25 protein-coding genes and 2 tRNA genes are annotated in these 26,397 nt (G+C 66.0%); 17 read left to right on the plus strand and 10 right to left on the minus strand.

The window, feature by feature from the left end:
- Nucleotides 1-50: 50 nt before the first annotated feature.
- On the minus strand, nt 51-962 hold the full coding sequence (locus CBY09_RS24040; protein WP_240515609.1) for a DUF3703 domain-containing protein: 912 nt from the start codon (nt 960-962) through the stop codon (nt 51-53).
- A 3-nt stretch (nt 963-965) separates the two neighbouring features.
- Nucleotides 966-1,637 carry a cation efflux transmembrane domain-containing protein gene (locus CBY09_RS07190; protein WP_205734105.1) on the minus strand — a complete coding sequence of 224 codons (672 nt, stop codon included), beginning with the start codon at nt 1,635-1,637 and terminating at the stop codon, nt 966-968.
- A 74-nt stretch (nt 1,638-1,711) separates the two neighbouring features.
- Here CBY09_RS07190 and CBY09_RS07195 point away from each other — a divergent pair, with 74 nt between their 5' ends.
- From CBY09_RS07195 to CBY09_RS07210, 4 genes are all read left to right on the plus strand, one after another.
- Nucleotides 1,712-2,176, plus strand: coding sequence for a Cd(II)/Pb(II)-responsive transcriptional regulator (locus CBY09_RS07195; protein WP_094288116.1), 465 nt, complete (start codon nt 1,712-1,714; stop codon nt 2,174-2,176).
- 146 nt (nt 2,177-2,322) lie between these two features.
- Nucleotides 2,323-3,123, plus strand: a complete 801-nt coding sequence (locus CBY09_RS07200) for an MlaE family ABC transporter permease (RefSeq protein ID WP_094288118.1) — start codon at nt 2,323-2,325, stop codon at nt 3,121-3,123.
- A 22-nt stretch (nt 3,124-3,145) separates the two neighbouring features.
- Nucleotides 3,146-4,153 carry an MlaD family protein gene (locus tag CBY09_RS07205; protein ID WP_094287806.1) on the plus strand — a complete coding sequence of 336 codons (1,008 nt, stop codon included), beginning with the start codon at nt 3,146-3,148 and terminating at the stop codon, nt 4,151-4,153.
- Nucleotides 4,150-4,839 (plus strand): hypothetical protein, encoded by a 690-nt coding sequence (locus tag CBY09_RS07210; RefSeq protein ID WP_094287808.1) that lies wholly within the window; start codon nt 4,150-4,152, stop codon nt 4,837-4,839. Before CBY09_RS07205 ends, CBY09_RS07210 begins: the two co-directional genes overlap by 4 nt.
- Before the next feature lie 13 nt (nt 4,840-4,852).
- Here the strand turns inward: CBY09_RS07210 and CBY09_RS07215 are convergent, their stop codons facing one another.
- From CBY09_RS07215 to CBY09_RS07230, 4 genes are all read right to left on the minus strand, one after another.
- Nucleotides 4,853-5,230 (minus strand): hypothetical protein, encoded by a 378-nt coding sequence (locus tag CBY09_RS07215; RefSeq protein WP_240515610.1) that lies wholly within the window; start codon nt 5,228-5,230, stop codon nt 4,853-4,855.
- Between the two features lie 151 nt (nt 5,231-5,381).
- Entirely contained in the window at nt 5,382-5,567 is a 186-nt protein-coding gene (locus CBY09_RS07220; RefSeq protein ID WP_094287810.1) for a hypothetical protein, read from the minus strand.
- Between the two features lie 356 nt (nt 5,568-5,923).
- Nucleotides 5,924-6,008 (minus strand) — tRNA-Leu (locus tag CBY09_RS07225).
- A 269-nt stretch (nt 6,009-6,277) separates the two neighbouring features.
- Nucleotides 6,278-6,362, minus strand: a tRNA-Leu gene (locus CBY09_RS07230).
- Between the two features lie 19 nt (nt 6,363-6,381).
- Between CBY09_RS07230 and rnr the strand changes: the two genes are divergently transcribed.
- A complete protein-coding gene (rnr, locus tag CBY09_RS07235) occupies nt 6,382-8,715 on the plus strand; it encodes a ribonuclease R (RefSeq protein ID WP_094287812.1) in 2,334 nt (777 codons plus the stop codon).
- Nucleotides 8,716-8,802: 87 nt separating this feature from the next.
- Here the strand turns inward: rnr and CBY09_RS07240 are convergent, their stop codons facing one another.
- Nucleotides 8,803-9,804, minus strand: a complete 1,002-nt coding sequence (locus CBY09_RS07240; protein ID WP_094287814.1) for an alpha/beta fold hydrolase — start codon at nt 9,802-9,804, stop codon at nt 8,803-8,805.
- A gap of 110 nt (nt 9,805-9,914) precedes the next feature.
- Between CBY09_RS07240 and CBY09_RS07245 the strand changes: the two genes are divergently transcribed.
- Complete coding sequence (locus tag CBY09_RS07245; protein ID WP_094287816.1) at nt 9,915-10,664, plus strand: AraC family transcriptional regulator; 750 nt, start codon at nt 9,915-9,917, stop codon at nt 10,662-10,664.
- Nucleotides 10,665-10,670: 6 nt separating this feature from the next.
- On the opposite strand, the gene CBY09_RS07250 is transcribed toward CBY09_RS07245, so the two are convergent.
- The 3 genes from CBY09_RS07250 to CBY09_RS07260 all read right to left on the minus strand — a co-directional run bounded on the left by CBY09_RS07250 (nt 10,671) and on the right by CBY09_RS07260 (nt 14,932).
- Nucleotides 10,671-12,209 carry an NAD(P)H-hydrate dehydratase gene (locus tag CBY09_RS07250; protein WP_094287818.1) on the minus strand — a complete coding sequence of 513 codons (1,539 nt, stop codon included), beginning with the start codon at nt 12,207-12,209 and terminating at the stop codon, nt 10,671-10,673.
- An 81-nt stretch (nt 12,210-12,290) separates the two neighbouring features.
- Nucleotides 12,291-13,523 (minus strand): FAD-dependent oxidoreductase, encoded by a 1,233-nt coding sequence (locus CBY09_RS07255; RefSeq protein ID WP_094287820.1) that lies wholly within the window; start codon nt 13,521-13,523, stop codon nt 12,291-12,293.
- A 53-nt stretch (nt 13,524-13,576) separates the two neighbouring features.
- Entirely contained in the window at nt 13,577-14,932 is a 1,356-nt protein-coding gene (locus CBY09_RS07260; protein WP_094287822.1) for an amidase, read from the minus strand.
- 182 nt (nt 14,933-15,114) lie between these two features.
- On the opposite strand from CBY09_RS07260, the gene rpsB reads away from it, so the two are divergent.
- From rpsB to lpxD, 11 genes are all read left to right on the plus strand, one after another.
- Nucleotides 15,115-15,867, plus strand: coding sequence for a 30S ribosomal protein S2 (gene rpsB / locus CBY09_RS07265; protein WP_094287824.1), 753 nt, complete (start codon nt 15,115-15,117; stop codon nt 15,865-15,867).
- Nucleotides 15,868-15,973: 106 nt separating this feature from the next.
- Nucleotides 15,974-16,903: a translation elongation factor Ts gene (tsf, locus tag CBY09_RS07270; protein ID WP_094287826.1), complete on the plus strand. Its 930-nt coding sequence runs from the start codon at nt 15,974-15,976 to the stop codon at nt 16,901-16,903.
- Between the two features lie 66 nt (nt 16,904-16,969).
- Entirely contained in the window at nt 16,970-17,692 is a 723-nt protein-coding gene (gene pyrH, locus CBY09_RS07275) for a UMP kinase (RefSeq protein ID WP_026436856.1), read from the plus strand.
- 49 nt (nt 17,693-17,741) lie between these two features.
- Nucleotides 17,742-18,302, plus strand: a complete 561-nt coding sequence (frr, locus tag CBY09_RS07280) for a ribosome recycling factor (protein WP_094287828.1) — start codon at nt 17,742-17,744, stop codon at nt 18,300-18,302.
- Nucleotides 18,303-18,325: 23 nt separating this feature from the next.
- Nucleotides 18,326-19,057: a polyprenyl diphosphate synthase gene (gene uppS / locus CBY09_RS07285; RefSeq protein WP_094287830.1), complete on the plus strand. Its 732-nt coding sequence runs from the start codon at nt 18,326-18,328 to the stop codon at nt 19,055-19,057.
- Nucleotides 19,058-19,087: 30 nt separating this feature from the next.
- Nucleotides 19,088-19,942 carry a phosphatidate cytidylyltransferase gene (locus CBY09_RS07290; RefSeq protein WP_094287832.1) on the plus strand — a complete coding sequence of 285 codons (855 nt, stop codon included), beginning with the start codon at nt 19,088-19,090 and terminating at the stop codon, nt 19,940-19,942.
- Nucleotides 19,942-21,120 (plus strand): 1-deoxy-D-xylulose-5-phosphate reductoisomerase, encoded by a 1,179-nt coding sequence (gene ispC, locus CBY09_RS07295; RefSeq protein ID WP_094287834.1) that lies wholly within the window; start codon nt 19,942-19,944, stop codon nt 21,118-21,120. The genes CBY09_RS07290 and ispC overlap by 1 nt, the downstream gene beginning before the upstream one ends.
- A gap of 29 nt (nt 21,121-21,149) precedes the next feature.
- Nucleotides 21,150-22,514, plus strand: a complete 1,365-nt coding sequence (rseP, locus tag CBY09_RS07300) for an RIP metalloprotease RseP (protein WP_094287836.1) — start codon at nt 21,150-21,152, stop codon at nt 22,512-22,514.
- Nucleotides 22,515-22,558: 44 nt separating this feature from the next.
- Nucleotides 22,559-24,856: an outer membrane protein assembly factor BamA gene (gene bamA / locus CBY09_RS07305; RefSeq protein WP_094287838.1), complete on the plus strand. Its 2,298-nt coding sequence runs from the start codon at nt 22,559-22,561 to the stop codon at nt 24,854-24,856.
- Nucleotides 24,856-25,377, plus strand: coding sequence for an OmpH/Skp family outer membrane protein (locus CBY09_RS07310; protein WP_063459514.1), 522 nt, complete (start codon nt 24,856-24,858; stop codon nt 25,375-25,377). Before bamA ends, CBY09_RS07310 begins: the two co-directional genes overlap by 1 nt.
- Before the next feature lie 27 nt (nt 25,378-25,404).
- Nucleotides 25,405-26,388, plus strand: coding sequence for a UDP-3-O-(3-hydroxymyristoyl)glucosamine N-acyltransferase (lpxD, locus tag CBY09_RS07315; RefSeq protein ID WP_240515611.1), 984 nt, complete (start codon nt 25,405-25,407; stop codon nt 26,386-26,388).
- Nucleotides 26,389-26,397: the final 9 nt, after the last annotated feature.

Genomic DNA, 26,397 nt, shown 5'->3' on the forward strand with positions numbered 1-26,397 from the left:
CGTGCCGGGCGAGGGTCGCAGTGGATCGGGGGCCCCGTTGTGGCATGGGTTTACTCATCATTTGATAGCTGCTTGGGCAAGCTGGTCGAGCGCAGAGGCCATTTTTTATCCAATGTTTCGCTCACCGCCGTGGCGGCCAGCGCTTCGTCGATCAGCGGGGTGATCTCTGGCTGGGGCGCCATGGGTGCGAACGCGCTCACCCGTGCACGGCCGATGTTGCCCATGGGCAGGCGTGCCAGCGCATGGCCCAGCGGCACCAGCGCCAGCCGCAGCAGCTGGCCCGCCGCCTCACGCGCGTCGCGCAGTTGCAGGGCATAGCGCAGCATGGCAGTGTGCGACCGCCAGTGCAGCGACAGCGTGGTCTGCCCCAGCACATGGGCGGCCTCCAGCCAGTGCCAGCGCGTGGTGGGTGGTGCCCCGGCGTCGAGGGCAAAGGCGGCGAGCAGGTGGTCGAATGCGGCCTGTTGTTGCCAAGGCGGGGTGGTGGCGCCTGCCGCGTGCTGCGCGGCCAGCTGGCGCCAGCGCCGCTGGCGGTGCCGGTAGAACAGCTGGGCAAAGGCTGCGCTCAGCGGCGTCATCAGCCAGGGCAGGTGGCGGGCTGCGACCTCGATGTCGTCGGTGTACAGCGTGCGGCCATCGGGCAGGGCCTGCAGGGTGATGCGGTGGTCCCAGCGCCGCATCAGCGCGCCCTCGCCGTTGTCGCGCAGGGTGGGCCAGCCACCGGCCTGCGCGGGTGCCTCGATGGAGATGCGCACGGTTTGCGGCCCCATGGGCAGAAGGCCGAGCAGCCACATCTGCACGCGCAGGTCGCCGGGGGCCCAGTGGGCGGGCCAGGGCGCGCCGCCCGGGCGCTTGAACCGCACCAGCGGCGCGGTGATGTGGCGGAACACGGCGGTGCTTTGCAGTTGTGCGGCCACCCAGTCGGGCGGCGCGTTCAAGGGGGTGGACAGGTGCACGCGCATGGCTCAATACCCCTGCAGTTGTGCACCCGCAGCGGTGCCAGCCAGCTCCTGCCGGGCCTGGCGGACCACGCTCCAGCCCCCGCTGATGGCCAGGCCCGCCATGATGGCGGCCACCACCAGATCGGGCCACGCTGTGCCCGTGCCGAGCACGCCCAGGGCCGCGCCCATCACGGCGAGGTTGCCCAGCGCGTCGTTGCGTGTGCACAGCCACACGCCGCGCATGTTGGCGTCGCCCTCCCGGTAGGCATACAGCAGCACGGCCACGCCCAGGTTGGCGGCCAGCGCCAGCAGGCCCACGCCGCCCATGGTGAAGGGCTCGGGCGGAATGCCCTGCCATGCGCCCCAGGCCACGCGGCCGATCACGAATACGCCGAAGGCCAGCATGCTGGCGCCCTTGATCAGGGCGGCGCGGGCGCGCCAGCTGAGGGCCATGGCCAACACCCACAGCGACAGGCCGTAGTTGGCTGCGTCGCCCAGAAAGTCGATGGCATCGGCCAGCAGCGAGGCCGAGCCCGAGCGCATGCCCGCGCCCAGCTCCAGCACAAACATCGCGGCGTTGACGAGGAGCGCAATCCACAGGATGCGGCGGTAGCGCGGGTCGGCGCCAGCGGGCGCGCCGTGGCTGTGGCCGGGGGCGCCGTGGTCATGGTGGTCGTGATTGCAATGGGCAGACATGGATTTCTTCTCCTGGCGGTTTTTGAAAGCGATGGCATCATTGGAAACCTTGAAGTCACTTGAAGGTCAAGCCCATGCATCAGCATGCCGCACAGTTCCGCATCGGCGAGGCCGCCCAGCAGTCCGGGGTGTCGGCCGCCAACATCCGCTACTACGAAAAAGAGGGTCTCCTTCCCCCCGGCGCACGCGAGGGCAACAGCTACCGCCTCTACAGCAGCGCCGATGTGCACCGGCTGCGCTTTATCCGCCTGTGCCGGGCCATGGACATGTCGCTGGACGAGGTGCGCACCCTGCTGGCGCTGGACTGGGGCCGCAAGGCCGACTGCGACGCCGCGCGCGACACGCTGGATGCCCACCTTCAGCATGTGCGCACCCGCCTGGCCGAGCTCCAGGCGCTGGAGTCTGACCTGCTCGCCCTGCGCAGCCGCTGCGATGGATCGGACGCCACCTGCCACATCATCGAAGCCCTGCACGAGCGGGCCGACGCGCAGCAGGTGGCCCTGCCCACCCCGGCAGTGCCGGGCAAGCGCCATGTGTGAGGGCATGTTTCCTGGGGATGGCAATTGCTATTGTTTTAATAGCTTGAAAGGCATATCCATCAGGCGGAAGAGCCCAAAAAAGCATGTATCCCCGTGCCTGCAGGCGCGCCATGCGCCCGTGTGCAGGCCGCCGCTATGATCCGGCCATGATCTCGCGCCTGCCCGGCCTCTCCCTGCCCGAACGTGTGTGGAACACGGCGCGGCGCTGGGCGGTGGCCTGGTGGCGCATCCTGTACCTGGGGGCTGTGGTGCTGGTGCTGGTGCTGTCGCCGTCCAGCTACGGCAAGGGCACACGCCGGGCCCTGGCCCGCCACTTGTATCTGGACACGGCACCCGTGCTGCTGGGCTTCACGGTGCTGGCGGCGCTCATCAGCCTGGTGCTTACGCGCATCGTGGTGGTCACGGCGCTGAGCTATGGGCTGTCCCGCTACGCGCTGGAGATGGTGATCCGCGTGCTGGTGCTGGAGCTGATTCCGCTCACGGCGGCCCTTTTTGTGGCCATGCGCTGCACCATCCCCAACGGCGCGCAGCTGTCGCGCCTGCGGCAGGCGGGGCGGTTTGATGCGCTGCGCAGCCAGGGCTCCGACCCGGTGCGCATCGAGTTGCTGCCGCGTGTGATTGCCGGGGTGTTTGCCTGCGTCACGCTGGCCGCGCTCAGTTGCGTGGTGGCGCTGGTGCTGGCCTACCTGGGCGTGTATGGTTTCAACATGGCCGGGCTGTCTGGCTACACGCGCATGTTTGGCCAGGTGTTCTCGCCCAGCGTGACCATGGTGTTTGTGCTCAAGACCCTGTTCTTCAGCCTGGCCGTGGCGCTGATCCCCATGGCCGCAGGCCTGTACGACAGCGGCGAGCGCGCCCAGCCCGACTCGGAGCTGGGTGGCCTGGCCCGCATGTTTGCCGTGCTGCTGCTGATCGAGACCGCCTCGCTCATGGGCAACTATTACTGACTGGTTTGTTCCACCCGCATCGATGAACGATCCCACCCCCACGCCCCCCACCGCAGCCGATGGCGTGCCGCCCGTCGAAACCCTGCGCCCCGTGGCCTACCTGGAGCTGAAGGCCGCCGCGCTGCTGCTGTTCACGCTGGCGCTCATCGTGGGTTCGGGCCTGTACCTGCTGTATGCGCGGGGCGCGTTCGAGCCCACCCAGACCCTGGTCCTCACGGCCGACGATTCCGAAGGTGTGGTGGTAGGCATGGACATGACGTTCTCGGGTTTCCCCATTGGCCGGGTGCGCCGCATCGAACTGGCTGATAGCGGCAATGCCCGCATCCTGGTCGATGTGCCCCGCAAGGACGCGCACTGGCTGCGCGTGTCCAGCGTTTTCACGCTGGTGCGGGGGCTGGTGGGGGGCACCAACATCCGGGCGTATTCCGGCATCCTCACCGACGACCCGCTGCCCGATGGCGCCGTGCGGCCCGTGCTGCGCGGCGATGCCACGGCCGAGATCCCTCAGCTCATGGCTACCGCGCGCGAGCTGCTCACCAACCTCAACGCCCTGACCGCTCCGGACGCTGCGCTGGGCAACAGTCTGACCAATGTCAAAGCCCTCACCGACCGCCTCAATGGCCCCGGGGGCGCGCTGGGTGTGCTGATGGGCAACGAGACCGATGCGAAAAAAATCATCGCCACGCTGGAGCGTACCAATGCGCTGCTGGCGCGGCTCGATGGCATGGCCGCGCGGGCCGACCGGCAGGTGTTGGGCAGCGACGGCAGCAAGGACGCGTTGGTGCCCGAAGTGCGCGCGGCCGTTGCGCAGCTCAATGGCCTGCTGGCCGACACCCGCGCCAGCGTCAGGAAGGTGGACGCTGTGCTGGTCGAAGCCCAGGCCGTTGGCGCCAACGCCCGCGAGGCCACCAACGACCTCGGGGCCCTGCGTGCCGAGGTGGAGAGCAACCTGCGCAAGGTGGAAAGCCTGGTCAACGAGATCAACCGCAAATGGCCTTTTGCACGCGACACGGAGCTGAAACTGCCATGAAGCGATATGCCATTCCTCGTCTGCGGGTGCAGGGGCGGCTTGCCGCCGTGGGCTGCGCCTTGCTGCTGGCGGCCTGCTCCAGCAAGCCCCCGGTGCCCGATTGGCAGATGAACGCCCAGGGGGCCGCCACCAAGGCCACCGAGGCCTATCTGTCGGGCAATGCGCGCGTCGAGCAACTGGAGTGGGACCGGGCCCGCGCCGAAGTGGCCCGCACCGGCCGCGCTGACCTGCTGGCTCGGCTGGAGTTGATGCGCTGCGCGGCGCAGGTGGCCAGCCTGGTGGTGACGCCGTGTGATCGGTTTGAAGCGCTGCGCCCGGATGCGTCCGCGCCAGAGCAGGCGTATGCCGACTACCTGGCTGGCCGCGTGTCGCCGCAGCAGGCGCCATTGCTGCCTGAAGCCCAGCGCAAAGTGGCAGCGTCGGGCGAAGCCGCCACGCTGGCGGGCATCGAAGACCCGCTCTCGCGCCTGGTCGCTGCCGGGGTGTTGTTCCAGGCCGGGCGCGCCAGCCCTGCTGTGATCGCTGCTGCGACAGACACAGCATCCGCCCAAGGCTGGCGCAGGCCGTTGCTGGCCTGGTTGCTACTTCAGGTGCAGCGGGCCGAGGCAGCCGGGGATGCGGAAGCCGCCGCAGCACTGCGCCGCCGCGTGGGCATCGTGGAGCAGGGCGCTACGAAGGCGAAGTAGGCGGTGCAGCGGCTCAGCGCAGGCGCGCCTGCAGCTGGCTCTCGATGTCGCTGCGCTCTGCGGCAAATTGCTGGGCGCTGATCTCGTTGGCTTCAAATTTGCGTGCCATCGACAGCAGCAGCACCGTGTTTTCCAGGCGTGTGTCTTGCTGCAGCGACGGTGGCAGGGCCGTGAGGCGGTCAAAGCTTTGTTTGTACAACTCGCTCCAGCTGAGCGCGCCTGCCTGGGCCTGGGCCCGCGCGTTGTCATGCCATCGCGAGAACTCCTCCAGGGCTCCGTCGCGGGGGCTGGAGCAGCCCGCAAGCCCCCCCAGGAGCGCCAGTGCTGCCCAAGGACGGGCGGTGAAGAGTGAGCGAAGAATGTCTGCAGGGATTCGAAAACGTGGGTTCACGATCGTCCTCCATTCCTGAATGCCACCCAAAAATCAAGGTGTGCAGCGCGGAATGGTACTCTGATGCTATCGTTTTTGCTACGGTGTTGCTGTTTTGACCCACACGCCCGCGTGTCGGGCGTGGTGCCCAAGCCGCAAGGGGGGCAGTGGCTCAGTGGCTTACCAAGCCGCTGGACAAAATCTCGTCCAGCCCGGCAGGCAGGTGCAGCATCGAATCCACCGACTGCACGGCCACTTCGGGCATCAGCACGGTGACTGCCGCCAGCACGGCCAACACCACGGTGCCCAGAAAGGCTGCTACGGCGCGTGCTCCAGGTGGAAGGGAATGGCGTTTCATGATGAAGTCCTCGTCATCAAGAGACAAAAAAGGGTGGGCGTCTCAATGACCGCCCAGGTGGCCTCAATGGCTACCAAATAGGATTTCAGCAAGGTGCCGCAGTTCCGTCTGTAAGACAAGGGCGATATCTGGGCGCCACAGGCAGGCTGTTACGGCTAGTTGCCTTCTTTGCGAAGCCGACATGACTGGCGGGGCGATGGGGCGGGCAGGCGATGCGGCGGCCACCGGGTTGGCTCAGTAGTCGAGATCTTGCCCTTGTGTGCTGAGCACGTCGGGGCCGGGGTTCAAGCGCGTCTTTCGGGGCGAGACAGGCAAAGAAAAAGCCTGCAAGTTTTGCAACTTGCAGGCTTTGTATTTGGTGCCCAGGAGAGGACTCGAACCTCCACGATGTTACTCGCTAGTACCTGAAACTAGTGCGTCTACCAATTCCGCCACCTGGGCTTTCAGATCAGCTTTGAATTATAGAGCGTTTTTTGAGGGCTCCGGCCAAGTTGCTCATTTTTTTGAAAATTGTTTGCGGCACTCTTTTGTCATCGTGCACCGTGGTAGCCGGATGGTGCGTCTGCATGAGGCTGCGGTTGGCTCAATGGGCGTGGCTTGCCTGGTGTGCGCACATGGTCTGCGTGCGCAGGTCGCCTGAAAAATAAAAAAGCCGCTGTGTGTGCAGCGGCTTTGATATTTTGAAAACCGTCTCCGGTTCTCGTTAAACTTGGTGCCCAGGAGAGGACTCGAACCTCCACGATGTTACTCGCTAGTACCTGAAACTAGTGCGTCTACCAATTCCGCCACCTGGGCATTTCAGGAAAGACTCAGATTGTATAACAAAAAAACCACCCCCGGCGCGCAACCCGTTGCGCATTTGTCTCAGGAAATTGAAGGCAGCGTGCAGGGGCACCGTGATGGACACGGTTTTGTCATCCGCGACGATGGCGAAGGCGACATCTTTATTCCCCCCAACGAAATGCGCGCCGTGCTGCACAAAGACCGTGTGCGCGTGCGCATCGTGCGCCAGGACCGCCGTGGCCGCCCCGAGGGCCGCGTGGTCGAAATCATCGAACGCCCGCCCCAGCCCATCATTGGCCGCCTGCTGCAGGAAAGCGGCGTGTGGCTGGTGGCGCCAGAAGACAAGCGCTACGGCCAGGATGTGCTGATCCCCAAGGGCGCCACAGGCGCAGCGAAGCCCGGGCAGGTGGTCGTCGTTGAACTGACCGAGCCGCCAGCACTGTTCGGCCAGCCCGTGGGCCGCATCACCGAAGTGCTGGGTGAGGTGGACGATCCCGGCATGGAGATCGAGATCGCCGTGCGCAAGTACGGCGTGCCACACGAGTTCTCGGCCGAGTGCCTGGCCCAGGCCAAGGAGTTGCCCGACAAGGTGCGCGCGCAGGACAAGAAGCGCCGTGTGGACCTGACCGACGTGCCCCTGGTCACCATCGACGGCGAAGACGCGCGCGACTTCGACGATGCCGTGTACTGCGAGCCCGCCAAGGTGGGCCGCAGCAAGGGCTGGCGCCTGCTGGTGGCCATTGCCGATGTGAGCCACTATGTGGAGACCGGCAGCGCCATCGACATCGATGCCTACGACCGCGCCACCAGCGTCTACTTCCCGCGCCGCGTGATCCCCATGCTGCCCGAGAAGCTCAGCAATGGGCTCTGTTCTCTGAACCCTGAGGTGGAGCGCCTGTGCATGGTCTGCGACATGCTGGTCACCGCCAAGGGCGAGGTGCACGCCTACCAGTTCTACCCGGCTGTGATGTTCAGCCACGCGCGCTTCACCTACACCGAGGTGGCGGCCATCCTGGCCAACACGCGCGGCCCCGAGGCCAGCAAGCGCAAGGACCGCGTCAAGGACCTGCTCAACCTGCACGATGTGTACCGCGCGCTGCTGATCGCGCGCCAGGCGCGCGGCGCGGTGGACTTTGAGACCACCGAAACGCAGATTGTCTGCGACGAAAACGGCCGCATTGAAAAGATCGTGCCGCGCACCCGCAACGACGCGCACAAGCTCATCGAAGAGGCCATGCTGGCCGCCAACGTGTGCAGCGCCGACTTCATCGCGCAGGGCGGTCAGCCCGGCTTGTTCCGCGTGCACGAAGGCCCCACGCCCGAGAAGCAGGAGATTCTGCGCAACTACCTCAAGGCCATGGCCGTGGGCATGAGCATCGGCGACGACCCCAAGCCGGGCGACTTCCAGGCGATTGCCACGGCCACCAAAGACCGGCCCGACGCGCAGCAGATCCACACCATGCTGCTGCGCTCCATGCAGCAGGCCATCTACACGCCTACCAACAGCGGCCACTTTGGCTTGGCGTTTGATGCCTACACCCACTTCACCAGCCCGATCCGGCGTTACCCCGACCTGCTGGTGCACCGGGTCATCAAGGCGATTCTGAACAAGACGCAGTACAAGCTGCCTGCGCTGCCCACGCCGGGCGAGGCGCATGCCAAGCTGGCCAAGCGCCTCGCTGCGCGCGTGGCCGCGCCTGGCACCAAGCCACGCAAAGACGTGAAGCCGCCCAGCCGCGAGACGCAGGCCTGGGAAGCCGCTGGCCTGCACTGCAGCGCCAACGAGCGGCGCGCCGACGAGGCGAGCCGCGACGTGGAAGCCTGGCTCAAGTGCAAATACATGCGCGAGCACCTGGGCGAGGAATACAGCGGCGTGGTCAGCGCCGCGACCAGCTTCGGCATCTTCGTGACGCTGGACGCGATGTACGTCGAAGGGCTGGTGCACATCACCGAGTTGGGTGGCGAGTACTTCAAGTTCGACGAGGCGCGCCAGGAGCTGCGTGGCGAGCGCACCGGCATCCGCTATGCCATCGGTGCCCGTGTGCGGGTGCAGGTGAGCCGTGTGGATCTGGACGGCCGCAAGATCGACTTCCGCCTGGTGCGCGAGGGCGAGGAGCTGCTGGGCCGTGCGCTCAAGGACAAGGGGGTGGGCCCTGACGGCGCAGGCGGCGGTGCGCGCAAGGCTGGTGGCCGTGCGGGAGGCCGCAAGGCAGACAAAGGCGCTGCGATGTCGGCCACCGAAAAGGCGGGTCTGACCCGCGAGCGCGCGGCGCGTTCGCCCATCCAGTCGTTGAAGGCCTCGGTCAAGAAAGCGGTGGCGGGCAAGTCCAGCAAGGGCAAGGCGCGCAAGCCACGCCGGGGGTGACCGGCCGCGTCCCCGCGGGCGCTGGTTGTTGAAACCGATTGCTCATTAATTGATAGCTGCTACCGCTTGATGGACGGGCGGTAGCAGCTATTTTTGTTGAATTTTCTGGGGCGCCAGCGCGCTGGGCGGGGCCAGGCCCTCCAGAAAACGCGCATACCGCTGCGCCGTGTCGGCAGGCGCTTCCATCATGGGCAGATGGCCGATGCCGGGCAGGGCTTCCAGTTGCGCCTGGGGCAACAGCTTCTGCAAGGGCGAGAGGCCCGAACGGTCAAACACGCGGTCGCTGTCGCCCCATAGCGCGAGCACGGGGTGATTTTGTAGATCGCCCAACCGCTGTTGCAGCAAATAGCGGTCCTTGAGCTGGGCGTCCCACAGGCGGGTGTTCGACGGCGCGTTGCCCAGCGCTGCCTGCTCGGTGGCGTGCAGGATGGGGTAGGGCAGGAAGGGGCGTCTTTCAAACACCAGGTCCATCATGGCGCGGAAGGCTGCGGCGTCGTGGGCAACCAGCGGGCGCTGGCCTGCGTCGATACGCCGGTCCATGGTGCTGGGCTTGGGCGAGCGGATGCCATGGGGCGCGCCGATGAAAGCCACGCTGGCCACGCGCTCGGGATGCTGCAGCGCAAACAGCGCGGCGATGGTGCCGCCCATGGAGTTGCCCGCGAGGTGGGCCTTTTCGATGCCCAGCGCGTCCAGCAACGCGCCCAGGCGCTGGGTGTGGGCGGCGTAGTCATAGGGCTGGTCCTCCAGCCGCGTGCTCTCGCCAAAACCGGGGAAGTCTGGGGCAACCACCCGGTACTGGCTGGTGAGGGGGCGCGCAAAATCCACCCAATGGTCCTTCTCCGCAAAAATGCCGTGCAGCAGCACCAAGGGGGTGGCGCCAGGGTTGCTGGGCGCCGGCTGAGACGGCGCACCGCTGTCCAGGTAGTGGATGGTGTGCAGCGCTGCGGTGGTGGTTTTTTCTTCCATGCCCGAGAGGCTGCGGTTGAGGTGGAGCAGGGGCTCCTTCAGCAGCGACGGCGCGCCGTAGTAGAAACCCACGCCGCCAATGGCGAGGGCGGCAGCAACAGAAATGAAGGCAATGCGTTTCAAGAACCAGTCTCCAATAGAACGATGGGGTGCCGTGGTGCTGCGCTGTGGGCGCGCGCCGGGGCCGACCAAGGCTACCGAGAACCGTGCCGCAAGACTTGTAGGTTTGGGCTATGCCGCAGCGCAAGAACACCCTGACGCTGGGCGCTGACCGCGCGCTGTATGTGGGCGAGATCCCGGCCACAGGCTGGCATTGCCACGCATCGCCCGTGCTGCTGATGGGGCTTTCGGGCCGGTTTGCGTTGCACTGGGGCACGGGGCCGGTGGAGACCTGCCACAGCGCACTGGTGGATGCGGGGGTGGAGCATCTGTTCGACCCCTGCGGCGAGGTGGTGGCACTGGTGTACCTGGAGCCGGATTCGCCAGAGGCGCGCGGCATGCGCAGCGTGTTCCAGCGGCAGGGTGGCGTGCTGCTGGATGTGGCGGCGCCGGTGGGTGCTCGTGGGGCCATGGAGGGCCATCTGCGCTCCTTTGATCTACCGGCCCTGCTGCACCGCCACCTGCTGCAGGCAGCGCCCCCGCTGGACCCGCGCGTGGCCCACAGCCTGCACGCCCTGCGCCGCCCGCAGCACGAGCAGGGGCGCCTGGCCCGGGCGGGGCTGGCGTCTGCGGCACAGCTGTCGGCCTCCCGCTTCAACCACTTGTTCCGCGCTGAAATGGGCGTGAGCCTGCGCAGCTACCGCGTGTGGTCGCAGGTGCGGCTGGCCATGGCCGGGCTGGCAGCCAGCCCGCGCCTGACGGATGCGGCGCTGCACGGCGACTTTGCGGACTCGGCGCATTTCAGCCGCATGTTCCGTCAGACCTTTGGCATGACGCCGTCGAGCGTGCTCAAGCCGCTCAAGCAGGTCACGCTGTTGGATTGACGCCCGTCACCCGCCCACACGCCGTGCCAGCGCACTGGCGGTCAGGGCCTGGCCTGCGGGCCACGCATCCGCCGCCTGGCCATGCTGGTACACCGCTTCGCTCGCAGCGCGCAGCGCGCTGGCACCAGCGGCCAGATGTGCGCCCACCATGCCCGCCAGCACATCGCCTGTGCCCGCCGTGGCCAGCCGCGCGTTGCCTGTGGGGTTGATGGCGGGGACGCGGCCCGGTGCGGCAATCACGGTGCCCGAACCCTTGAGCACAGCCACGCAGTTGAATTGGTCTGCAAGTTGTTGCGCCGCATCCAGCCGGTCGGCCTGGACCTCGGCGGTGGTCAGGCCCAGCAGGCGGGCAGCCTCCAGCGGGTGGGGGGTGATGACCGTGGGTTGCCCATGCTGGCCGCGCGCCACCACCAGCGCGTGCAGCGCGGCTTCGGTGGCGATGGTGTTGAGCGCGTCGGCATCCAGCACGAGGCGCGCGGCGCGGGGGATGACCTCGGGCAGCACGGCGGCAATGGCCTGGCCACCGCCGCAGCCGCAGACCATGGTGAGCTGTCCCAGTGCCAGCGCATCGAAGCGGCGGAACATCAGCTCCGGCTGCTGCGTGTCGAGTTGCTGGTGGCCGTTGTCGAGCAGCGCCACCAGCACCCGGCCCGCGCCGCTGTGCAGGGCGGCCGACGCGGCCAGCAGCGCGGCGCCTGCCATCCCAAGGCCGCGTGTTGCCAAACCCTCGCCACCCACCACGGCCACATCGCCAAAGCTGCCCTTGTGGCTGGCATGGGCGCGTGGCGCGGGCAATGGCGGGCCGCAGAGCCAGGCCGTGGGCGCCTCATGCCCAGGGTGGGCGCCCAAGTCGTCCCACCACACCTGGCCCGCAGCGTCGCGCCCGGCGGCGGTGAACAGGCCGGGCTTGAGGGTGAGCAGGCTCAGCGTGTGGCGTGCCGGGCCCGGTATGTGTGTGATGTGGGGATGGTGGTGTGGCGCAGCCTGGGGTGCAAAGCCCGCTGCAAACTGGCCGGTGTCGGCATCCAGCCCGCTGGGCAGGTCCACCGCCAGCACGGGCGCCGGGCTGTGTTGCAGGGCGTGTTGGCAGGCCCGCAGTCGCGCATCGGGCACGCGGATGGGGGCGTGGGGCGATGAGGACACGCCGATGCCCAGCAGCGCGTCAATGCACAGATCCTGCGGGCCCAGGTCGGCGGGGGGCGTGTCGGCCCACGCCACGCCCGCAGCCAGGGCGCGTTGCCATGATGCTTTTGCGTCCGCCGGAGCCTTGTCGGGCTGGCCGAGCCAGGTCACCACCACCTGGCGGCCACTGCGCTGCAGGTGCATGGCGGCCTCCAGCCCGTCGCCGCCGTTGTTGCCGGGGCCGCAGGCAATCCAGACCGTGCGCGCGTGGGGCGCCAGGGCCTGGGCCAGCTGCGCCACGGCGAGGCCCGCACGCTGCATCAGGGTGTGCGGGGGCAGGGGGGCCGCCGCCGCCTGCTCGATGCGGCGGGTGGCGGCGGTGTGGAACAGCGGGTGGGGTTGGTGGGGGGTGATGCGGTGCATGGTGGCGGCAGGTGCTGCACGGCGCCATGCCGTGCGCCTGCCATTGTGCGTCGCCACCCCGGGGGCGACAACGCGCCTGCGTCAGAACTGCCGCATGCCCAGGCCGTCCAGCGGCACCTCGGGCGCGCGCTGTGCCATCAGGTCCGCCAGGGCCCGCGCGCTGCCGCAGGCCAGTGCCCAGCCACCCGCGCCGTGGCCGGTGTTGAGCCACAGGCCCGGCACGCCGCTGGCACCCACCACCGGGGCACCGTCGGGCAGCAGGGGGCGTGCGCCCCGCCAGACCTGCACGCCGGACGAGAGCTGCGCACCGCCCGGGAACCAGTCGTTGAGCGTGCGGTACAGGCGCTGCAGCGTAGCGGCGTGGTGCTCGGCGTCGGCACCCGCCAGTTCGGCGCCGCCCGCAATGCGCACACGCTGGCCCAGGCGCGTGATGGAGATCTGCTGGGCCACATCCACCACGCTGCCCTGAGGGGCATGGGTGGATTCGCGCAGTGGGGCGCTAACGGAGTAGCCATACACCGCCGCCATGGGCAGGCGCATACCCAGCGCGGGCAGCAGCGCGGCCGAGGCCGTGCCGGCGCACAGCACCACGGCATCAAAACGCCGCAGGTCGCTCTCGCCCTGCACCACCACGCCGACCGGGGTGGTCCCGATGCGATCGATGCGGGTGTTGAAGGCAAAGTGCACGCCCGAGCCCTGCGTGCCCTGGCGCAGCAGCTGCGCAAACAGGCGGCAGTTGCCAGCGCGGGCATCGGGCAGGTGGATGGCACCGGCCAGTGGCGCCTCGGGCGACAGGCCGGGCTCGATCTGGCGTGCGATGTCGGCATCCACTTCGCGCAGGGCCACGCCGCTGTCGCGCAGCACCTGCAGGGCGGGCTGGATCTGGGCGCGTTCTTGTTCCGTGCGCAGCAGCACCAGGCGGCCTACGCTGGCCTCAAAGTCGAGTTCGTGCCGTTGGGCCAGGGCCTGTAGCCGGCTTTGGCTGTATTGCGCCAGGCGCTCCAGCGCCGCCGCGGGGGCGCTGCTGGCGTGTGTGGCGCTGCGCCAGCGGCTGAGCCAGGCCCAGTTGGCCCGGCTCAGCCCGCCGGAAAGCCGCAGCGTGGCGTGTGGCCCCATCAGCCGCAGGGCGTGGCCGAATCCGGGCACTGCCCAGGGGCTGAGCAGGTGGGGGGCGAGCAGGCCTGCTGTGGCAAAGCTGGCTTCTTCTGCGGCGGCGCTGCGTTGTTCAAAAACGGTGACTTCGTGGCCGTCGCTGGCCAGCTCGTACGCGGTGGTGACGCCGACAATTCCGGCGCCCACGATGGCAATCTTCATGAAATTTGGGTGTTTTTGGCCTCTTGCGCCTGTTGGTAAAGCGCGAGCAGCTATTATTTTTGTAGTGTTTGTTCGATCTGCAGGCCCACGTTGAGCACGGTGTCGTCCCGCAAGGCCCCGTGCCAGACCATCAGGCCCACCGGGAGTTCCCCCGCTGCATGGCAAGGCAGCGACAGCGCGCAGCCGTCCAGCAGGTTGACCACGCTGGTGTTGCGCAGCAGCAGGTTGTTGACGCGGAAGAACTCGGCGTCGCGGGCGGCGTCCTGGGCCTTGTCCACGCCATCTGCGGGGGCGACATCGGCCAGCAGCGGTGCCAGGATGGGCACGGTGGGCGAGAGCAGGGCGTCGTAGGGCGCCATGTCGGCGAGCATGCGGGCGATCCATTGCTCGCGCGCCTGCAGCAGGTCGATGTATTCCCAGGCCATCAGCGTGGCGCCTTTTTCGATGCGCATGCGCACGCGGGGGTCGTAGCGGTCGCCCGCGCGCTGCAGCAGCGCGCGGTGCCAGGCGTAGGCTTCGGGGGCGGCAAAACCATAGGCGGGCTGCTCCAACACGGCGGGCAGGTCGATGGTGTCGATCTGGGCGCCGGCCTGGCGCAAGGCTTCCACGCTGCGCTCAAAGGCGCGCGCCACGGTGGCATCCAGCCCGTCGAGGAAGAGGGTGGACGGCACCGCCAGCCGGTACTGCGACAGCGGCGCCAGGCTGCGCGTCACGCGCCGGGCGGCCAGCACCTCGTGCGCCACGATGGCATCGCGCACGGTACGCGTCATGGCGCAGGCAGTGTCCAGGGTGGTGGACAGCGGCACGGCGCCTGCAGTAGGAACCAGCCGGGCCGTGTTCTTGAAGCCTACGATGCCGTTGAGCGCTGCGGGAATGCGGATGGAGCCCCCGGTGTCCGACCCCAGCCCGATGAACGCCGCCCCGGTGGCCACGGATACCCCCGCGCCAGAGGACGAGCCGCCCGGCACACGCGCTGCGCCGGGCAGCGCGCCGGAGCGCGCATCCCAGGCGGCGGGCGTGCCATGGTGCGGGTTCACGCCCACACCCGAAAAGGCGAACTCGACCATGTTCGTGCGGCCGATCAGGCTGGCCCCGGCTGCGCGCAGGCGGGCGACTGCAGGACAGTCCTGGGTAGCGGCCGGTGCATCGGCCAGAACGGTGGAGCCTGCGGGCGTGGCCTGGCCTGCGATGTCGAACAGGTCCTTGACCGACACCGCCAGTCCCGCCAGGGGCAACTGGGCCAGGCCGGACTGCACCGCCGTGGTGCGTGCCTCGTCGAACATTGTTCGTACAAAGCTGTGGGTGTTGGCGGGGGTCTGGGCGGCGCCGATGCAACGTTCCAGCTCGGCGGGCGCAGTGGTGGCGCCCTCCCGCAGTCGGTCGCGGGTGGTGATCAGGTCAGGCAGCATGGTGTGCTAGAATCTTTGGGTTTTGCTGGGAGCAGCGACGCAGGCGGTGCATGCATCGCAGGTGTGGCGGCTGTCACAAAGCCAATCGCAAAGCAGCCCTGTCAAGGTGTTGCGGCATCCGTGAAGAACACGGCGCCGCAAGTATTGGGGCTGATTTTAGACCTAACCTTTGGAGTATTTTTATGTCCGTTACCATGCGCGAAATGCTGGAAGCCGGTGTCCACTTCGGTCACCAAACCCGCTTCTGGAACCCCAAGATGGCCCCCTACATCTTCGGCCATCGCAACAAGATTCACATCATCAACCTGGAAAAGTCGCTGCCACTGTTCCAGGAGGCACAAAAGTTCGCCAAGCAACTGGCTGCCAACCGCGGCACGATCCTGATGGTCGGCACGAAGCGTCAAGCCCGTGAAATCCTGGCCACCGAAGCGCAACGCGCTGGCGTGCCTTTCGTGGACCAGCGCTGGCTGGGCGGCATGCTGACGAACTTCAAGACCGTGAAGACCTCGATCAAGCGCCTGAAGGACATGAAGGCTCAGCAAGAAGCTGGCCTCGACAGCCTGAGCAAGAAGGAGCAACTGACGTTCTCCCGCGAAATCGAAAAGCTCGAAAAGGACATCGGCGGCATCCAGGACATGGCTGCTCTGCCCGACGCCATCTTCATCATCGACGTGGGCTTCCACAAGATCGCCGTGGCCGAAGCCAAGAAGCTGGGCATCCCGCTGATCGGTGTGGTTGATACCAACCACTCGCCCGAAGGCATCGACTATGTGATCCCCGGCAACGACGACTCGGCCAAGGCTGTGACGCTGTACGCCCGTGGCATCGCTGACGCGATCATCGAAGGCCGTGCCAACGCCGTGAACGAAGTCGTGAAGGCTGCCGCTGGCGAGAGCACCGACGAATTCGTGGAAGTGCAAGAAGCCGCTGCCTGAGCGCCCGGCTGCGCGATCCGTCGCGAACAAAAGCGGGGCCCCTGGTGAGCCCCCTTTTTTTTAGCCCGAATCTGAACCCATTGAACTGAATACTGAAGGAATAAAGATGGCTGCAATTACCGCAAGCATGGTGGCTGAACTGCGTGGCAAGACCGACGCTCCCATGATGGAATGCAAGAAGGCGCTGACCGAAGCCGATGGCGACATGGCCAAGGCCGAAGAGCTGCTGCGCGTCAAGCTCGGCACGAAGGCTGGCAAGGCCGCCTCACGCGTGACGGCTGAAGGCGTGGTCGCCAGCTTCATCAGCGGCAACGTGGGTGCCCTGATCGAAGTCAACAGCGAAACCGACTTCGTTTCCAAGAACGACAGCTTCATCGCCATGGCCAATGCCGCTGCCAAGCTGGTCGCTGAGCACAACCCTGCCGACATCGACGCCTTGGGCGCCCTGGCCTACGAGCAGGACAGCTTCGGCCCCACGCTGGAAGACGTGCGCAAGGGCCTGATCGGCAAGATCGGCGAGAACATGTCGTTCCGCCGCTTCAAGCGCTTCAGCGGCTCCAACCTGGCTGCCTACCTGCACGGTTCGCGCATCGGTGTGGTCGTCGAGTTCGACGGTGACGCCACCGCCGCCAAGGATGTGGCCATGCACGTGGCCGCCATGAAGCCCGTGGCCCTGACCAGCGCCGACGTGCCTGCCGACCTGATCGCCAAGGAGCGCTCGGTGGCCGAAGGCAAGGCCGACGAAGCCAACAAGGAACTAGTGGCCGCTGGCAAGCCTGCGCAGAGCGCCGAAATCACGGCCAAGCGCATTGACGGCGCCGTGCAGAAGTATCTGAAGGAAGTCTCGTTGGCCGACCAGGTCTTCGTGAAGGCTGCCGACGGCAAGCAAACCGTGGCCCAGATGCTCAAGGCTGCCAACACCAACGTGAAGGGCTTCACCCTCTACGTGGTGGGCGAAGGCATCGAGAAGAAGGCTGACGACTTCGCTGCCGAAGTGGCTGCCCAGGTGGCTGCCGCCAAGGCCGCTGCTGCCTGATCGGCTGCACCGCAGCCCCGTCCCCCACTTTTTTTACCGCCGTACCTGCCTTTGGAGAAATCACCCATGTCCCACGCTGCACCAGCCCACAAGCGCATCCTGCTCAAGCTGTCTGGTGAGGCGCTGATGGGGGATGACGCCTTTGGCATCAACCGCGCCACCATCGTTCGCATGGTGGAGGAGATCGCCGAAGTCACCCGTCTGGGTGTGCAGGTGGCGGTGGTGATCGGTGGGGGCAATATTTTCCGTGGTGTCGCGGGCGGCTCGGTCGGCATGGACCGGGCCACCGCCGACTACATGGGCATGCTGGCCACCGTGATGAACGCGCTGGCCCTGGCCGATGCCATGGACAAGCAAGGCCTGGTGGCCCGTGTGATGTCCGCCATCGCCATCGAGCAGGTGGTTGAGCCCTATGTGCGCCCCAAGGCCTTGCAGTACCTCGAAGAGGGCAAGGTGGTTGTGTTTGCCGCTGGCACGGGCAACCCTTTCTTCACCACGGACACGGCAGCAGCCCTGCGCGGTGCCGAGATCGGCGCCGAGCTGGTGCTCAAGGCCACCAAGGTGGACGGCGTTTATACTGCCGACCCCCAGAAGGACCCCACGGCCACGCGCTATACAAAGCTCAGCTTTGACGAGGCCATGTCCCGCAATCTGGGCATTATGGATGCGACCGCCTTTGCCCTGTGCCGCGACCAGAAGCTGCCGGTGAAGGTGTTTTCCATCATCAAGCACGGCGCCCTGAAGCGCGTGGTGATGGGCGAAGACGAAGGTACGCTGGTTTACGCTTGACCACGATGGATGGGCCTGCACCGGATGCAGGCTGGCCGCAGGAGAAAACATGACGATTGCCGACATCAAGAAAACCGCAGAGACCAAGATGGACCAGTCCATCACGGCCTTCAAGAACAACCTGCAGAAGATCCGTACGGGCCGCGCCAACCCAGCACTGCTCGACACGGTGCAGGTGGAGTATTACGGCTCCCTGGTGCCCCTCTCCCAGGTGGCCAATGTGGCTCTCATCGATTCGCGCACTATCAGCGTGCAGCCCTGGGAAAAGGGCATGGGCGCCAAGATCGAAAAGGCCATCCGCGAGAGCGACCTGGGTCTGAACCCGGCCTCCATGGGCGACCTGATCCGCGTGCCCATGCCCCCCATGAGCGAAGAGCGCCGCAAGGAAATGACCAAGCTCGCGCGCAACGAGGGCGAGAGCGCCAAGATTGCCGTGCGCAACCTGCGCCGCGACGCGAACGAATCCGTCAAGAAGCTGGTCAAGGACAAGCTGGCATCCGAAGACGACCAGAAGCGCGCCGAAACCGACGTGCAGAAGTTCACCGACAAGCACATCGCCGAAATCGATGCGCTGGTGGCCGCCAAAGAGCAGGAAATCATGGCGGTTTAAGCCCCCAGGGCTTGATCGTTCCCATGTCTGTTTCTCCGGTGGTGCCACACCACATTGCCATCGTCATGGATGGCAACGGCCGCTGGGCCAAGCGCCGCCTTCTGCCGCGCCTGGCGGGCCACAAGCAAGGGGTTGACTCGCTGCGCCGCTGTGTGCGCGCCTGCGCTGAGCGCGGCGTGGGCGTGTTGACCGTTTTTGCGTTCTCTTCAGAGAACTGGAATCGCCCTGTCGACGAGGTGTCGGGCCTCATGGAACTGCTCGCGCTGGCGCTGGGCCGTGAAGTGCCGCAGCTCAAGAAAGACGGCGTGCGTCTGTACTTTGTGGGTGAGCGTGCGGGTCTCTCGCAGAAAGTCCGCGAGGGGCTGGCGCAGGCAGAAGCCGCCACGGCCGAAAACACGCGCCTGGTGCTCAATGTGTGTTTCAACTACGGCGGTCGCTGGGACATTGCCCAGGCGGCAGCGTCACTGGCGGCGCGCGGCGAGCCCATCACCGAGGCCAGCCTGCACGGGGCGATGGGCATGTCCCATGTGCCCGACCCGGACCTGGTGATCCGCACCGGCGGCGAAATGCGGATCAGCAACTTCCTGCTGTGGCAATCTGCGTACGCCGAGTTTGTGTTCAGTGACCGGCTGTGGCCGGACTTCGATGAGTCGGCGCTGGACGAGGCGATTGCCGCCTTCGGCAGCCGCGAGCGCCGTTTTGGCAAAACTTCCGAACAGATCCTGTCCGCGCATCCCGATCCGATGCCGGGCTGAGAACCCCAGCAGGTTCTTCTGAAAGGCCCCATGCTCAAACAGCGTGTCATCACCGCCCTTGTCCTGCTGGTCATCCTGCTGCCAGCACTTTTTTATCCCTCCACCGTACCCTTTGCTGTGGTGGTGCTGGTGCTCATGGCCGCTGGTGCGTGGGAGTGGGGCCGCCTGAGCGGGCTGGGCCAGGCAGGCTCAGTGGCTGTGGGGGCTGTCTGCACGGCATTGTGCGCGGGGTCCTGGGCGCTGGGCTGGGTGGATCGCCCGCTGACGGCGCTGTGGGTCGCAGGGGGCGGGCTCTGGGTGCTGGCGGCTGCATGGCTGCTCCAGGCCGGCGTGCCGGGCTGGCCCCGCATTCCAGCCGGTGTGCGCCTTGTTGCCGGGGTGCTGGCCCTGTGGCTCGCCTGGCTGGCGGTGGTGCAGGCGCGCAACGTCGGGATCAACTTTTTGCTGTCGGTGCTGCTGCTGGTGTGGGTGGCCGACATCTTTGCCTACTTTGCGGGTCGTGCGTTTGGCCTGCGCTTCACCAAGGGCAAGCTGGCCCCCTCCATCAGCCCGGGCAAAAGCTGGGAAGGCGTGTGGGGCGGGCTGGCGGGTGTGGTGGTCATGGCCTTCGCCTGGGTGGCAGCCGACGCTCACTGGCAGGCCCTGGTGCCCAGCTTCTACAGCCGCATGGCGCAGCAGGGCTGGTGGCTGCTGGTGGTTGCGGCCTTGTTCATGGTGGCCATGAGCGTGTCCGGCGACCTGGTGGAATCGCTCATCAAGCGCAGCGCCGGGGTCAAGGACAGCAGTGGCCTGCTGCCAGGGCACGGTGGTGTTCTCGACCGCGTGGACGCCCTGTTGCCAACCTTGCCCCTGGCCATGATGCTCACGCGCCTCACGACCCCATGATGAAACAAAAAATCACCGTCCTCGGCTCTACCGGCTCCATCGGCACCAGCACCCTCGATGTGGTGGCGCGCCACCCGGATCGTTTTGAGGTGTTTGCACTGAGTGCGGCCACCCAAGTGGATGTGCTGCTGGCCCAGTGCGCGCAGTTCCGGCCTCGTTATGCGGTGATGGCCAGTGCGCCCCATGCGCAGCTGTTGGCTGAAAAAATCAAGGAAAACAGCCTGCCTACGCGCGTCCTGTTTGAGGTTGATGCTATTGAAAATATAGCATTACATCCTGATGTGGATGCCGTCATGGCCGCCATCGTCGGGGCTGCCGGTCTGGCGCCTTGTCTGGCTGCGGCCCGTGCGGGCAAGCGATTGTTGCTGGCCAACAAGGAGGCGCTGGTGGTGGGCGGTGGCTTGTTCATGCAGACGGTGCGCCAGGGCGGCGCCACGCTGCTGCCCATCGACAGCGAGCATTCCGCCATCTTCCAGTGCCTGCCCGAGGATCCGTCCACCTGGCCCGACCGGGTGGACAGTATTTTGCTCACGGCATCCGGCGGGCCTTTCCGCCAGCGTGACCCTGCGACCCTGGCCGAGATCACTCCGGCCCAGGCCTGCGCACACCCCAACTTTTCGATGGGCCGCAAGATCTCGGTCGATTCGGCGACCATGATGAACAAGGCGCTGGAGGTGATCGAGGCGCGGTGGCTGTTTGACCTGCACCCGGACCAGATCAAGGTGGTGATCCATCCGCAGCAGATCATCCATTCGATGGTGCAGTTCAAGGACGCATCCATCCTCGCGCAGCTGGGCACGCCGGACATGCGCGTGCCCATCGCCTGTGGCCTGGCCTGGCCTGAGCGCATTGCCAGCGGTGCCAGCAGGCTGGATTTCTCGACGCTGAGCGCGCTGGCGTTCGAAGAGGCCGACGCCATCCGTTTCCCGGGCCTGCATCTTTCGTGGCAGGCGCTGAAGGCGGCCGAGGGCACGACCGCCGTGCTGAACGCCGCCAATGAAGTGGCCGTGGGGGCATTTTTGTCCGGGCGCCTGCGGTTTGATCACATTCATGCGGTCAACCTTGCAACTTTGGAGGCCGTGATGCCCTCCAAGCCGGATTCGCTCGAAGCCCTGCTGGATCTGGACACCCAGGCCCGCAGCGCTGCAGAGCATGCCGCAGGCCGATTGGCGGCCTGAGCCCTCCCGACCCACGGAACCATTTCGCCATGCTGCTGACCCTTGTTGCTTTTGTCGTGGCCCTCGGTCTTCTGATTGCGGTACATGAGTACGGCCACTATCGGGTGGCTGTGGCCTGTGGGGTGAAGGTGTTGCGCTTCTCCGTGGGTTTTGGCCACCCCCTGCTGCGCTGGCAACCCAAGGGGTCTCCCACGGAGTTTGTGGTTGGTGCTTTTCCGCTCGGCGGCTATGTGCGCATGCTGGACGAGCGCGAGGCGCCTGTGCCGCCCGAAGAGCGCCACCTGGCGTTCAACACCCAGCCTTTGCGCTCGCGGGCAGCCATTGTGGCGGCCGGCCCCCTGGCCAACTTGTTGCTGGCGGTGCTGCTGTATTCCATTGTGAACTGGAATGGCGTGGAAGAGCCCCGCGCCGTGCTGGCGAGTCCCGTGGCCGGATCGGTCGCGCACAAAGCGGGCTTGCGGGGGGGCGAACTGGTGGAACGTGCGGCGCTGGGCGCCGACGAGATGGAGCCCGTCCGCTCGTTCGAGGATCTGCGTTGGCTGCTCACGCGTGGCGCGCTGGAAGGGCAGACGGTGCGTCTGGATGTGAAGCCGCAGGCGGGCGCCGCGCACCGAGAGATTCTGCTGGACATGTCGGGCATCGACAGCCGCGAAGCCGATGCGCAGTTGTTCCGCAAGATCGGGATTCTGGGGCCGTGGACGCGCCCGGTCCTGGGCGAGGTCATGCCCGATGGCGCAGCGGCCCGCGCCGGCTTGCGCGAGGGTGATTTGGTGCTCAAGCTGGGGGCCGCCGACGTGGTGGATGGCCAGCAGTTGCGCGAGTTGATCCGCCAGTCGCTGCGCGGGAATGAGCCCCTGTCGCAGGCCTGGCGCATTGACCGCGCGGGGCAGTTGCTCACACTGGATGTGTTGCCCGAAGCCAAGCAGGAGCAGGGCGCCACGGTGGGGCGCATTGGTGCTTTTGTGGGCGCCCCCCCCGAGTTTGTGACCGTGGATTACGGCCTGTTCGAGGGCGTCTGGGCTGGGATGGTCAAGACCTGGGATGTGTCGGTGCTGACCTTGCGCATGATGGGGCGCATGGTGATCGGCGAGGCATCTCTCAAGAATCTGAGCGGCCCCTTGACGATTGCAGACTACGCCGGGCGTTCGGCCAGCATGGGGTTGACCCAGTACCTCGTGTTTCTTGCCCTCATCAGCGTGAGTCTGGGCGTGCTCAACCTGCTGCCGCTGCCTGTCTTGGACGGTGGGCACCTGATGTATTATCTTTGGGAGGGTGTCACGGGCAGGGGAGTGTCGGACGCATGGATGGAGCGTCTGCAGCGTGGAGGCGTTGCGGTCTTGCTTCTCATGATGTCCATAGCCCTGTTCAACGATATCACCCGGCTCTTTGGCTAACCTTTTGCCGCGATTGCCCTGCAATGGCGGCTCCAGCTTCATTCATGAAAAAACACATCAATCGCCTGGGCGTGCGTACCGCATCGGCCGTTGCCGCCATGGTTTTTGCCGCCAATGCGGCATGGGCTCTGGAGCCTTTCAAGGTGCAGGATATCCGTGTGGAGGGCCTGCAGCGTGTAGAGCCCGGCACCGTGTTTGCCTCCATGCCCCTGCGGGTGGGTGATGACTACAACGACGAGAAGGGCGCTGCTGCCATTCGCGCGTTGTTTGGCCTGGGCCTGTTCAAGGACGTGCGCCTGGAGGCCAGCGGCAACGTGCTGGTGGTGGTAGTCGAAGAGCGCCCCTCCATCGCGGATGTGGACTTTGCGGGCGCCCGCGAGTTCGACAAGGACGCCTTGAAGAAGGCCATGCGTGATGTGGGCCTCGCGGAAGGTCGTCCTTATGACAAGGCCTTGACCGATCGGGCCGAGCAGGAACTCAAGCGCCAGTACATCAACAAGAGCCTGTACGGTGCCGAGGTGGTGACCACCGTGACGCCCATCGAGCGCAACCGTGTGAACCTGACCTTCACGGTTGTGGAGGGGGAGCCCGCACGCATCAAGGAAGTGCGCATCGTAGGCAACAAGGCCTTCAGCGAATCCACCCTCAAGGGGCTGTTCGACCAGGACACGGGCGGCTGGCTCAGCTGGTACACCAAGTCCGACCGCTACTCCCGCGCCAAGCTCAATGCTGACCTGGAGACGCTGCGCTCGTACTACCTGCAGCGCGGCTACCTGGAGTTCCGCGTGGATTCCACGCAGGTGGCGATTTCGCCAGACAAGCAGGACATCTCCATCATCGTCAACGTCACCGAGGGCGAACGGTTTGTGGTGTCGGGGGTGAAGCTGGAGGGCAACTACCTCGACCGTGAGGATGAGTTCAAGTCCCTGGTGACGATCCGCCCCGGCGAGCCCTACAACGCCGACCAGGTGACCGAGACCACCAAGGCATTCTCCGAGTACTTTGCGCGATTCGGTTTTGCATTTGCCCGGGTCGAGGCCGTGCCGGAAATCGACCGCGAAAACAACCGCGCTGTGCTGGTTCTGCAGGCCGAGCCATCGCGCCGCGCCTATGTGCGCCGCATCAACGTGAGCGGCAACAACCGCACGCGGGACGAAGTGATCCGCCGCGAGTTCCGCCAGTACGAAGCTTCATGGTACGACGGCGACAAGATTCGCCTGTCGCGCGACCGCGTGGACCGCCTGGGCTTCTTCACAGAAGTCAATGTCGAGACCCAGGAGGTGCCGGGCGCGCCCGACCAGGTGGATCTGGTGATCAACGTGGCCGAGAAACCCACGGGTTCGCTGCAGATGGGGGTCGGATTCTCCAGTGCTGAAAAGGCCTCGCTTTCGTTTGGTATCAAGCAGGAGAACATCTTCGGCTCCGGCAACTACCTGGGGATCGATGTCAACACCAGCAAATACCGCCGTACGCTGGTGTTCAGCACCACCAATCCCTACTTCACGGCCGACGGCATCTCGCGCACGCTGGACGTGTACTACCGCACCGACAAACCCTATGAGGACCAGGGCGGCAACTACCAGCTGGTCACGACCGGGACTTCGGTGCGTTTTGGGGTACCGTTCAGTGAAACCGATACCGTGTTCTTTGGCGGTGGTCTGGAGCAGACCCAGATCAAGCCCGGAACCAACATTCCCGCGACCTACCTGTACTACGCCGACAAGTTTGGCTACACCAGCACCTCCATTCCATTGACGGTGGGTTGGTCGCGCGACGATCGGGACAGTGCCCTGGCCCCCAACTCAGGCCGTTACCAGCGCCTGAACTCCGAGTGGTCCGTGGCCGGCGATGCGCGTTATGTGCGTGCCAACTACCAGTACCAGCAGTACATACCGCTCAACAAGCGCTTCACGGTGGCCTTCAATGGGGAGGCGGGCATTGGCAAGGGCATGAACGGCCGCCCCTTCCCGGTGTTCAAGAACTTCTATTCGGGCGGCCTGGGTTCCGTGCGTGGCTTCGACCAGGGCACGCTCGGCCCGCGCGACGTGACAGGGGCCTCTCTGGGCGGGCCCAAGAAGGTGACCCTGAATGCGGAGCTGATTGCTCCTTTCCCCGGGGCAGGGAACGACCGGACCTTGCGGGTGTTCACTTTTGTGGACGTGGGGAACGTGTACGGAGAGCATGAAAAAGTCACTTTCAGCGACATGCGTGCCTCCGTGGGCCTGGGGCTGAGCTGGATTTCCCCGCTCGGTCCGCTGCGTTTGGCGTTTGCGCAGCCGGTGCGCAAGTTCGCTGGCGATAAAATCCAAAAATTGCAATTCCAGATCGGAACGTCTTTCTAATGAAATCCTTTTCTCGCCATCTCTCTGTGGCCCTGCTGCTTGGCGTTGTTGCCGTCGCAGCCCCTGCGCAGGCGCAGGAATTCAAAGCCGGTTTTGTCAATACCGATCGCATCTTCCGTGAAGCCAGCACCGCCAAGGCTGCGCAGGCCAAGCTGGAGCAGGAATTCTCCCGCCGCGAGAAAGAACTGGTGGACCTGGGCAACACCCTGAAAACCGCCACCGACAAGTTTGAACGCGAAGCCCCCACCATGGCCGAGAGCCAGCGCACCACGCGCCAACGCCAGCTTGTGGACCAGGACCGCGACTTCCAGCGCAAGCGCCGTGAGTTCCAGGAGGACCTGAGCGCCCGCAAGAACGAAGAGCTGTCCCAGGTGCTGGAGCGCGCCAACAAGGTCGTCAAGCAAGTGGCAGAGGCTGAAAAGTACGACGTGATCCTGCAAGAGGCCGTCTACATCAATCCCAAGCATGACATCACCGACAAGGTGATCAAGGCGTTGAATGCCGCTGCTGGCGCCAAGTAATCAGCCACAGCGCTGGGCAGGTGGCGCGTGAGCGGCTTGCTGCTCGGGCACATTGTGGATGTGCTCGGTGGTTCGCTGGAGGGGGGGGCGCGTGACACCGCCATTGCCCGCATCGCGCCACTGGAGGTTGCAGGCCCCGGGGACCTCAGTTTCCTGAGCAACCCCCGCTACCAACAGCAACTGGCCGCCTCCCGGGCGGCCTGTGTCATTGTGGCGCCTGCCTTGCGCGAGGCCGCTCTGGCGCGTGGCGCCTGCATCGTGGCAGACAACCCCTATGTCTACTTTGCGCGTGCCACCCAGCTGTGGCGGCAGCGCAATGCGCCCGCACGGCCCGCTGGCGTGCATCCCAGTGCCGTGGTGGACCCCACGGCCCAGGTGCACCCCACAGCCACCATCGGCCCGCTGTGTGTGGTCGAGCGCGGTGCGCGCGTGGGAGCCGACACCGTGCTCAAGTCGCGGGTCACCGTGGGTGAGGATTGCCATATCGGCGCGCGCTGCATCGTGCACTCCGGTGTGGTGATCGGTGCCGACGGTTTTGGTTTTGCGCCTGAAAACGGGCAATGGGTCAAGATCGAGCAACTGGGTGCAGTCCGCATCGGCGACGATGTGGAAATCGGCGCCAATACCTGCATCGACCGGGGCGCGCTGCAAGACACCGTGATTGAAGACGGCGTCAAGCTCGACAACCTGATCCAGGTGGGTCACAACGTACGCATCGGCAAGCATGCCGCGATGGCTGGGTGCGTGGGCATTGCGGGCAGCGCCACCATTGGTGCACATTGCACGGTGGGCGGCGGCGCGATTGTGCTGGGGCACCTGGAACTGGCCGACAACGTGCATATCTCGGCGGCGACGGTCGTTACCCGGTCACTGACCCAGCCTGGCCAGTACACGGGCATGTTTCCCATCGACGACAATGCGCGGTGGGAAAAGAACGCTGCGACACTCAAACAACTGCACAGCCTGCGCGAGCGCATCAAGGCGCTGGAGCAGGCCCTCAAAGCAGCATGAACGGAAGAA

It is taken from the genome of Acidovorax kalamii (assembly GCF_002245625.1).
GTDB lineage: Bacteria > Pseudomonadota > Gammaproteobacteria > Burkholderiales > Burkholderiaceae_C > Acidovorax > Acidovorax kalamii.

Excerpts from the sequence above, each read along its gene's own strand:
- CBY09_RS07255 (WP_094287820.1), bottom strand. The coding sequence starts at position 13,523 with ATGAAGATTGCCATCGTGGGCGCCGGAATTGTCGGCGTCACCACCGCG.
- CBY09_RS07200 (WP_094288118.1), top strand. The coding sequence starts at position 2,323 with ATGATCTCGCGCCTGCCCGGCCTCTCCCTGCCCGAACGTGTGTGGAAC.
- CBY09_RS07195 (WP_094288116.1), top strand. The coding sequence starts at position 1,712 with ATGCATCAGCATGCCGCACAGTTCCGCATCGGCGAGGCCGCCCAGCAG.
- CBY09_RS07190 (WP_205734105.1), bottom strand. The coding sequence starts at position 1,637 with ATGTCTGCCCATTGCAATCACGACCACCATGACCACGGCGCCCCCGGC.
- pyrH (WP_026436856.1), top strand. The coding sequence starts at position 16,970 with ATGTCCCACGCTGCACCAGCCCACAAGCGCATCCTGCTCAAGCTGTCT.
- bamA (WP_094287838.1), top strand. The coding sequence starts at position 22,559 with ATGAAAAAACACATCAATCGCCTGGGCGTGCGTACCGCATCGGCCGTT.
- CBY09_RS07250 (WP_094287818.1), bottom strand. The coding sequence starts at position 12,209 with ATGCACCGCATCACCCCCCACCAACCCCACCCGCTGTTCCACACCGCC.
- tsf (WP_094287826.1), top strand. The coding sequence starts at position 15,974 with ATGGCTGCAATTACCGCAAGCATGGTGGCTGAACTGCGTGGCAAGACC.
- CBY09_RS07220 (WP_094287810.1), bottom strand. The coding sequence starts at position 5,567 with ATGAAACGCCATTCCCTTCCACCTGGAGCACGCGCCGTAGCAGCCTTT.
- CBY09_RS07290 (WP_094287832.1), top strand. The coding sequence starts at position 19,088 with ATGCTCAAACAGCGTGTCATCACCGCCCTTGTCCTGCTGGTCATCCTG.
- CBY09_RS24040 (WP_240515609.1), bottom strand. The coding sequence starts at position 962 with ATGCGCGTGCACCTGTCCACCCCCTTGAACGCGCCGCCCGACTGGGTG.
- rpsB (WP_094287824.1), top strand. The coding sequence starts at position 15,115 with ATGTCCGTTACCATGCGCGAAATGCTGGAAGCCGGTGTCCACTTCGGT.
- CBY09_RS07205 (WP_094287806.1), top strand. The coding sequence starts at position 3,146 with ATGAACGATCCCACCCCCACGCCCCCCACCGCAGCCGATGGCGTGCCG.
- ispC (WP_094287834.1), top strand. The coding sequence starts at position 19,942 with ATGAAACAAAAAATCACCGTCCTCGGCTCTACCGGCTCCATCGGCACC.
- rseP (WP_094287836.1), top strand. The coding sequence starts at position 21,150 with ATGCTGCTGACCCTTGTTGCTTTTGTCGTGGCCCTCGGTCTTCTGATT.
- frr (WP_094287828.1), top strand. The coding sequence starts at position 17,742 with ATGACGATTGCCGACATCAAGAAAACCGCAGAGACCAAGATGGACCAG.
- CBY09_RS07245 (WP_094287816.1), top strand. The coding sequence starts at position 9,915 with ATGCCGCAGCGCAAGAACACCCTGACGCTGGGCGCTGACCGCGCGCTG.
- CBY09_RS07310 (WP_063459514.1), top strand. The coding sequence starts at position 24,856 with ATGAAATCCTTTTCTCGCCATCTCTCTGTGGCCCTGCTGCTTGGCGTT.
- CBY09_RS07260 (WP_094287822.1), bottom strand. The coding sequence starts at position 14,932 with ATGCTGCCTGACCTGATCACCACCCGCGACCGACTGCGGGAGGGCGCC.
- CBY09_RS07210 (WP_094287808.1), top strand. The coding sequence starts at position 4,150 with ATGAAGCGATATGCCATTCCTCGTCTGCGGGTGCAGGGGCGGCTTGCC.
- uppS (WP_094287830.1), top strand. The coding sequence starts at position 18,326 with ATGTCTGTTTCTCCGGTGGTGCCACACCACATTGCCATCGTCATGGAT.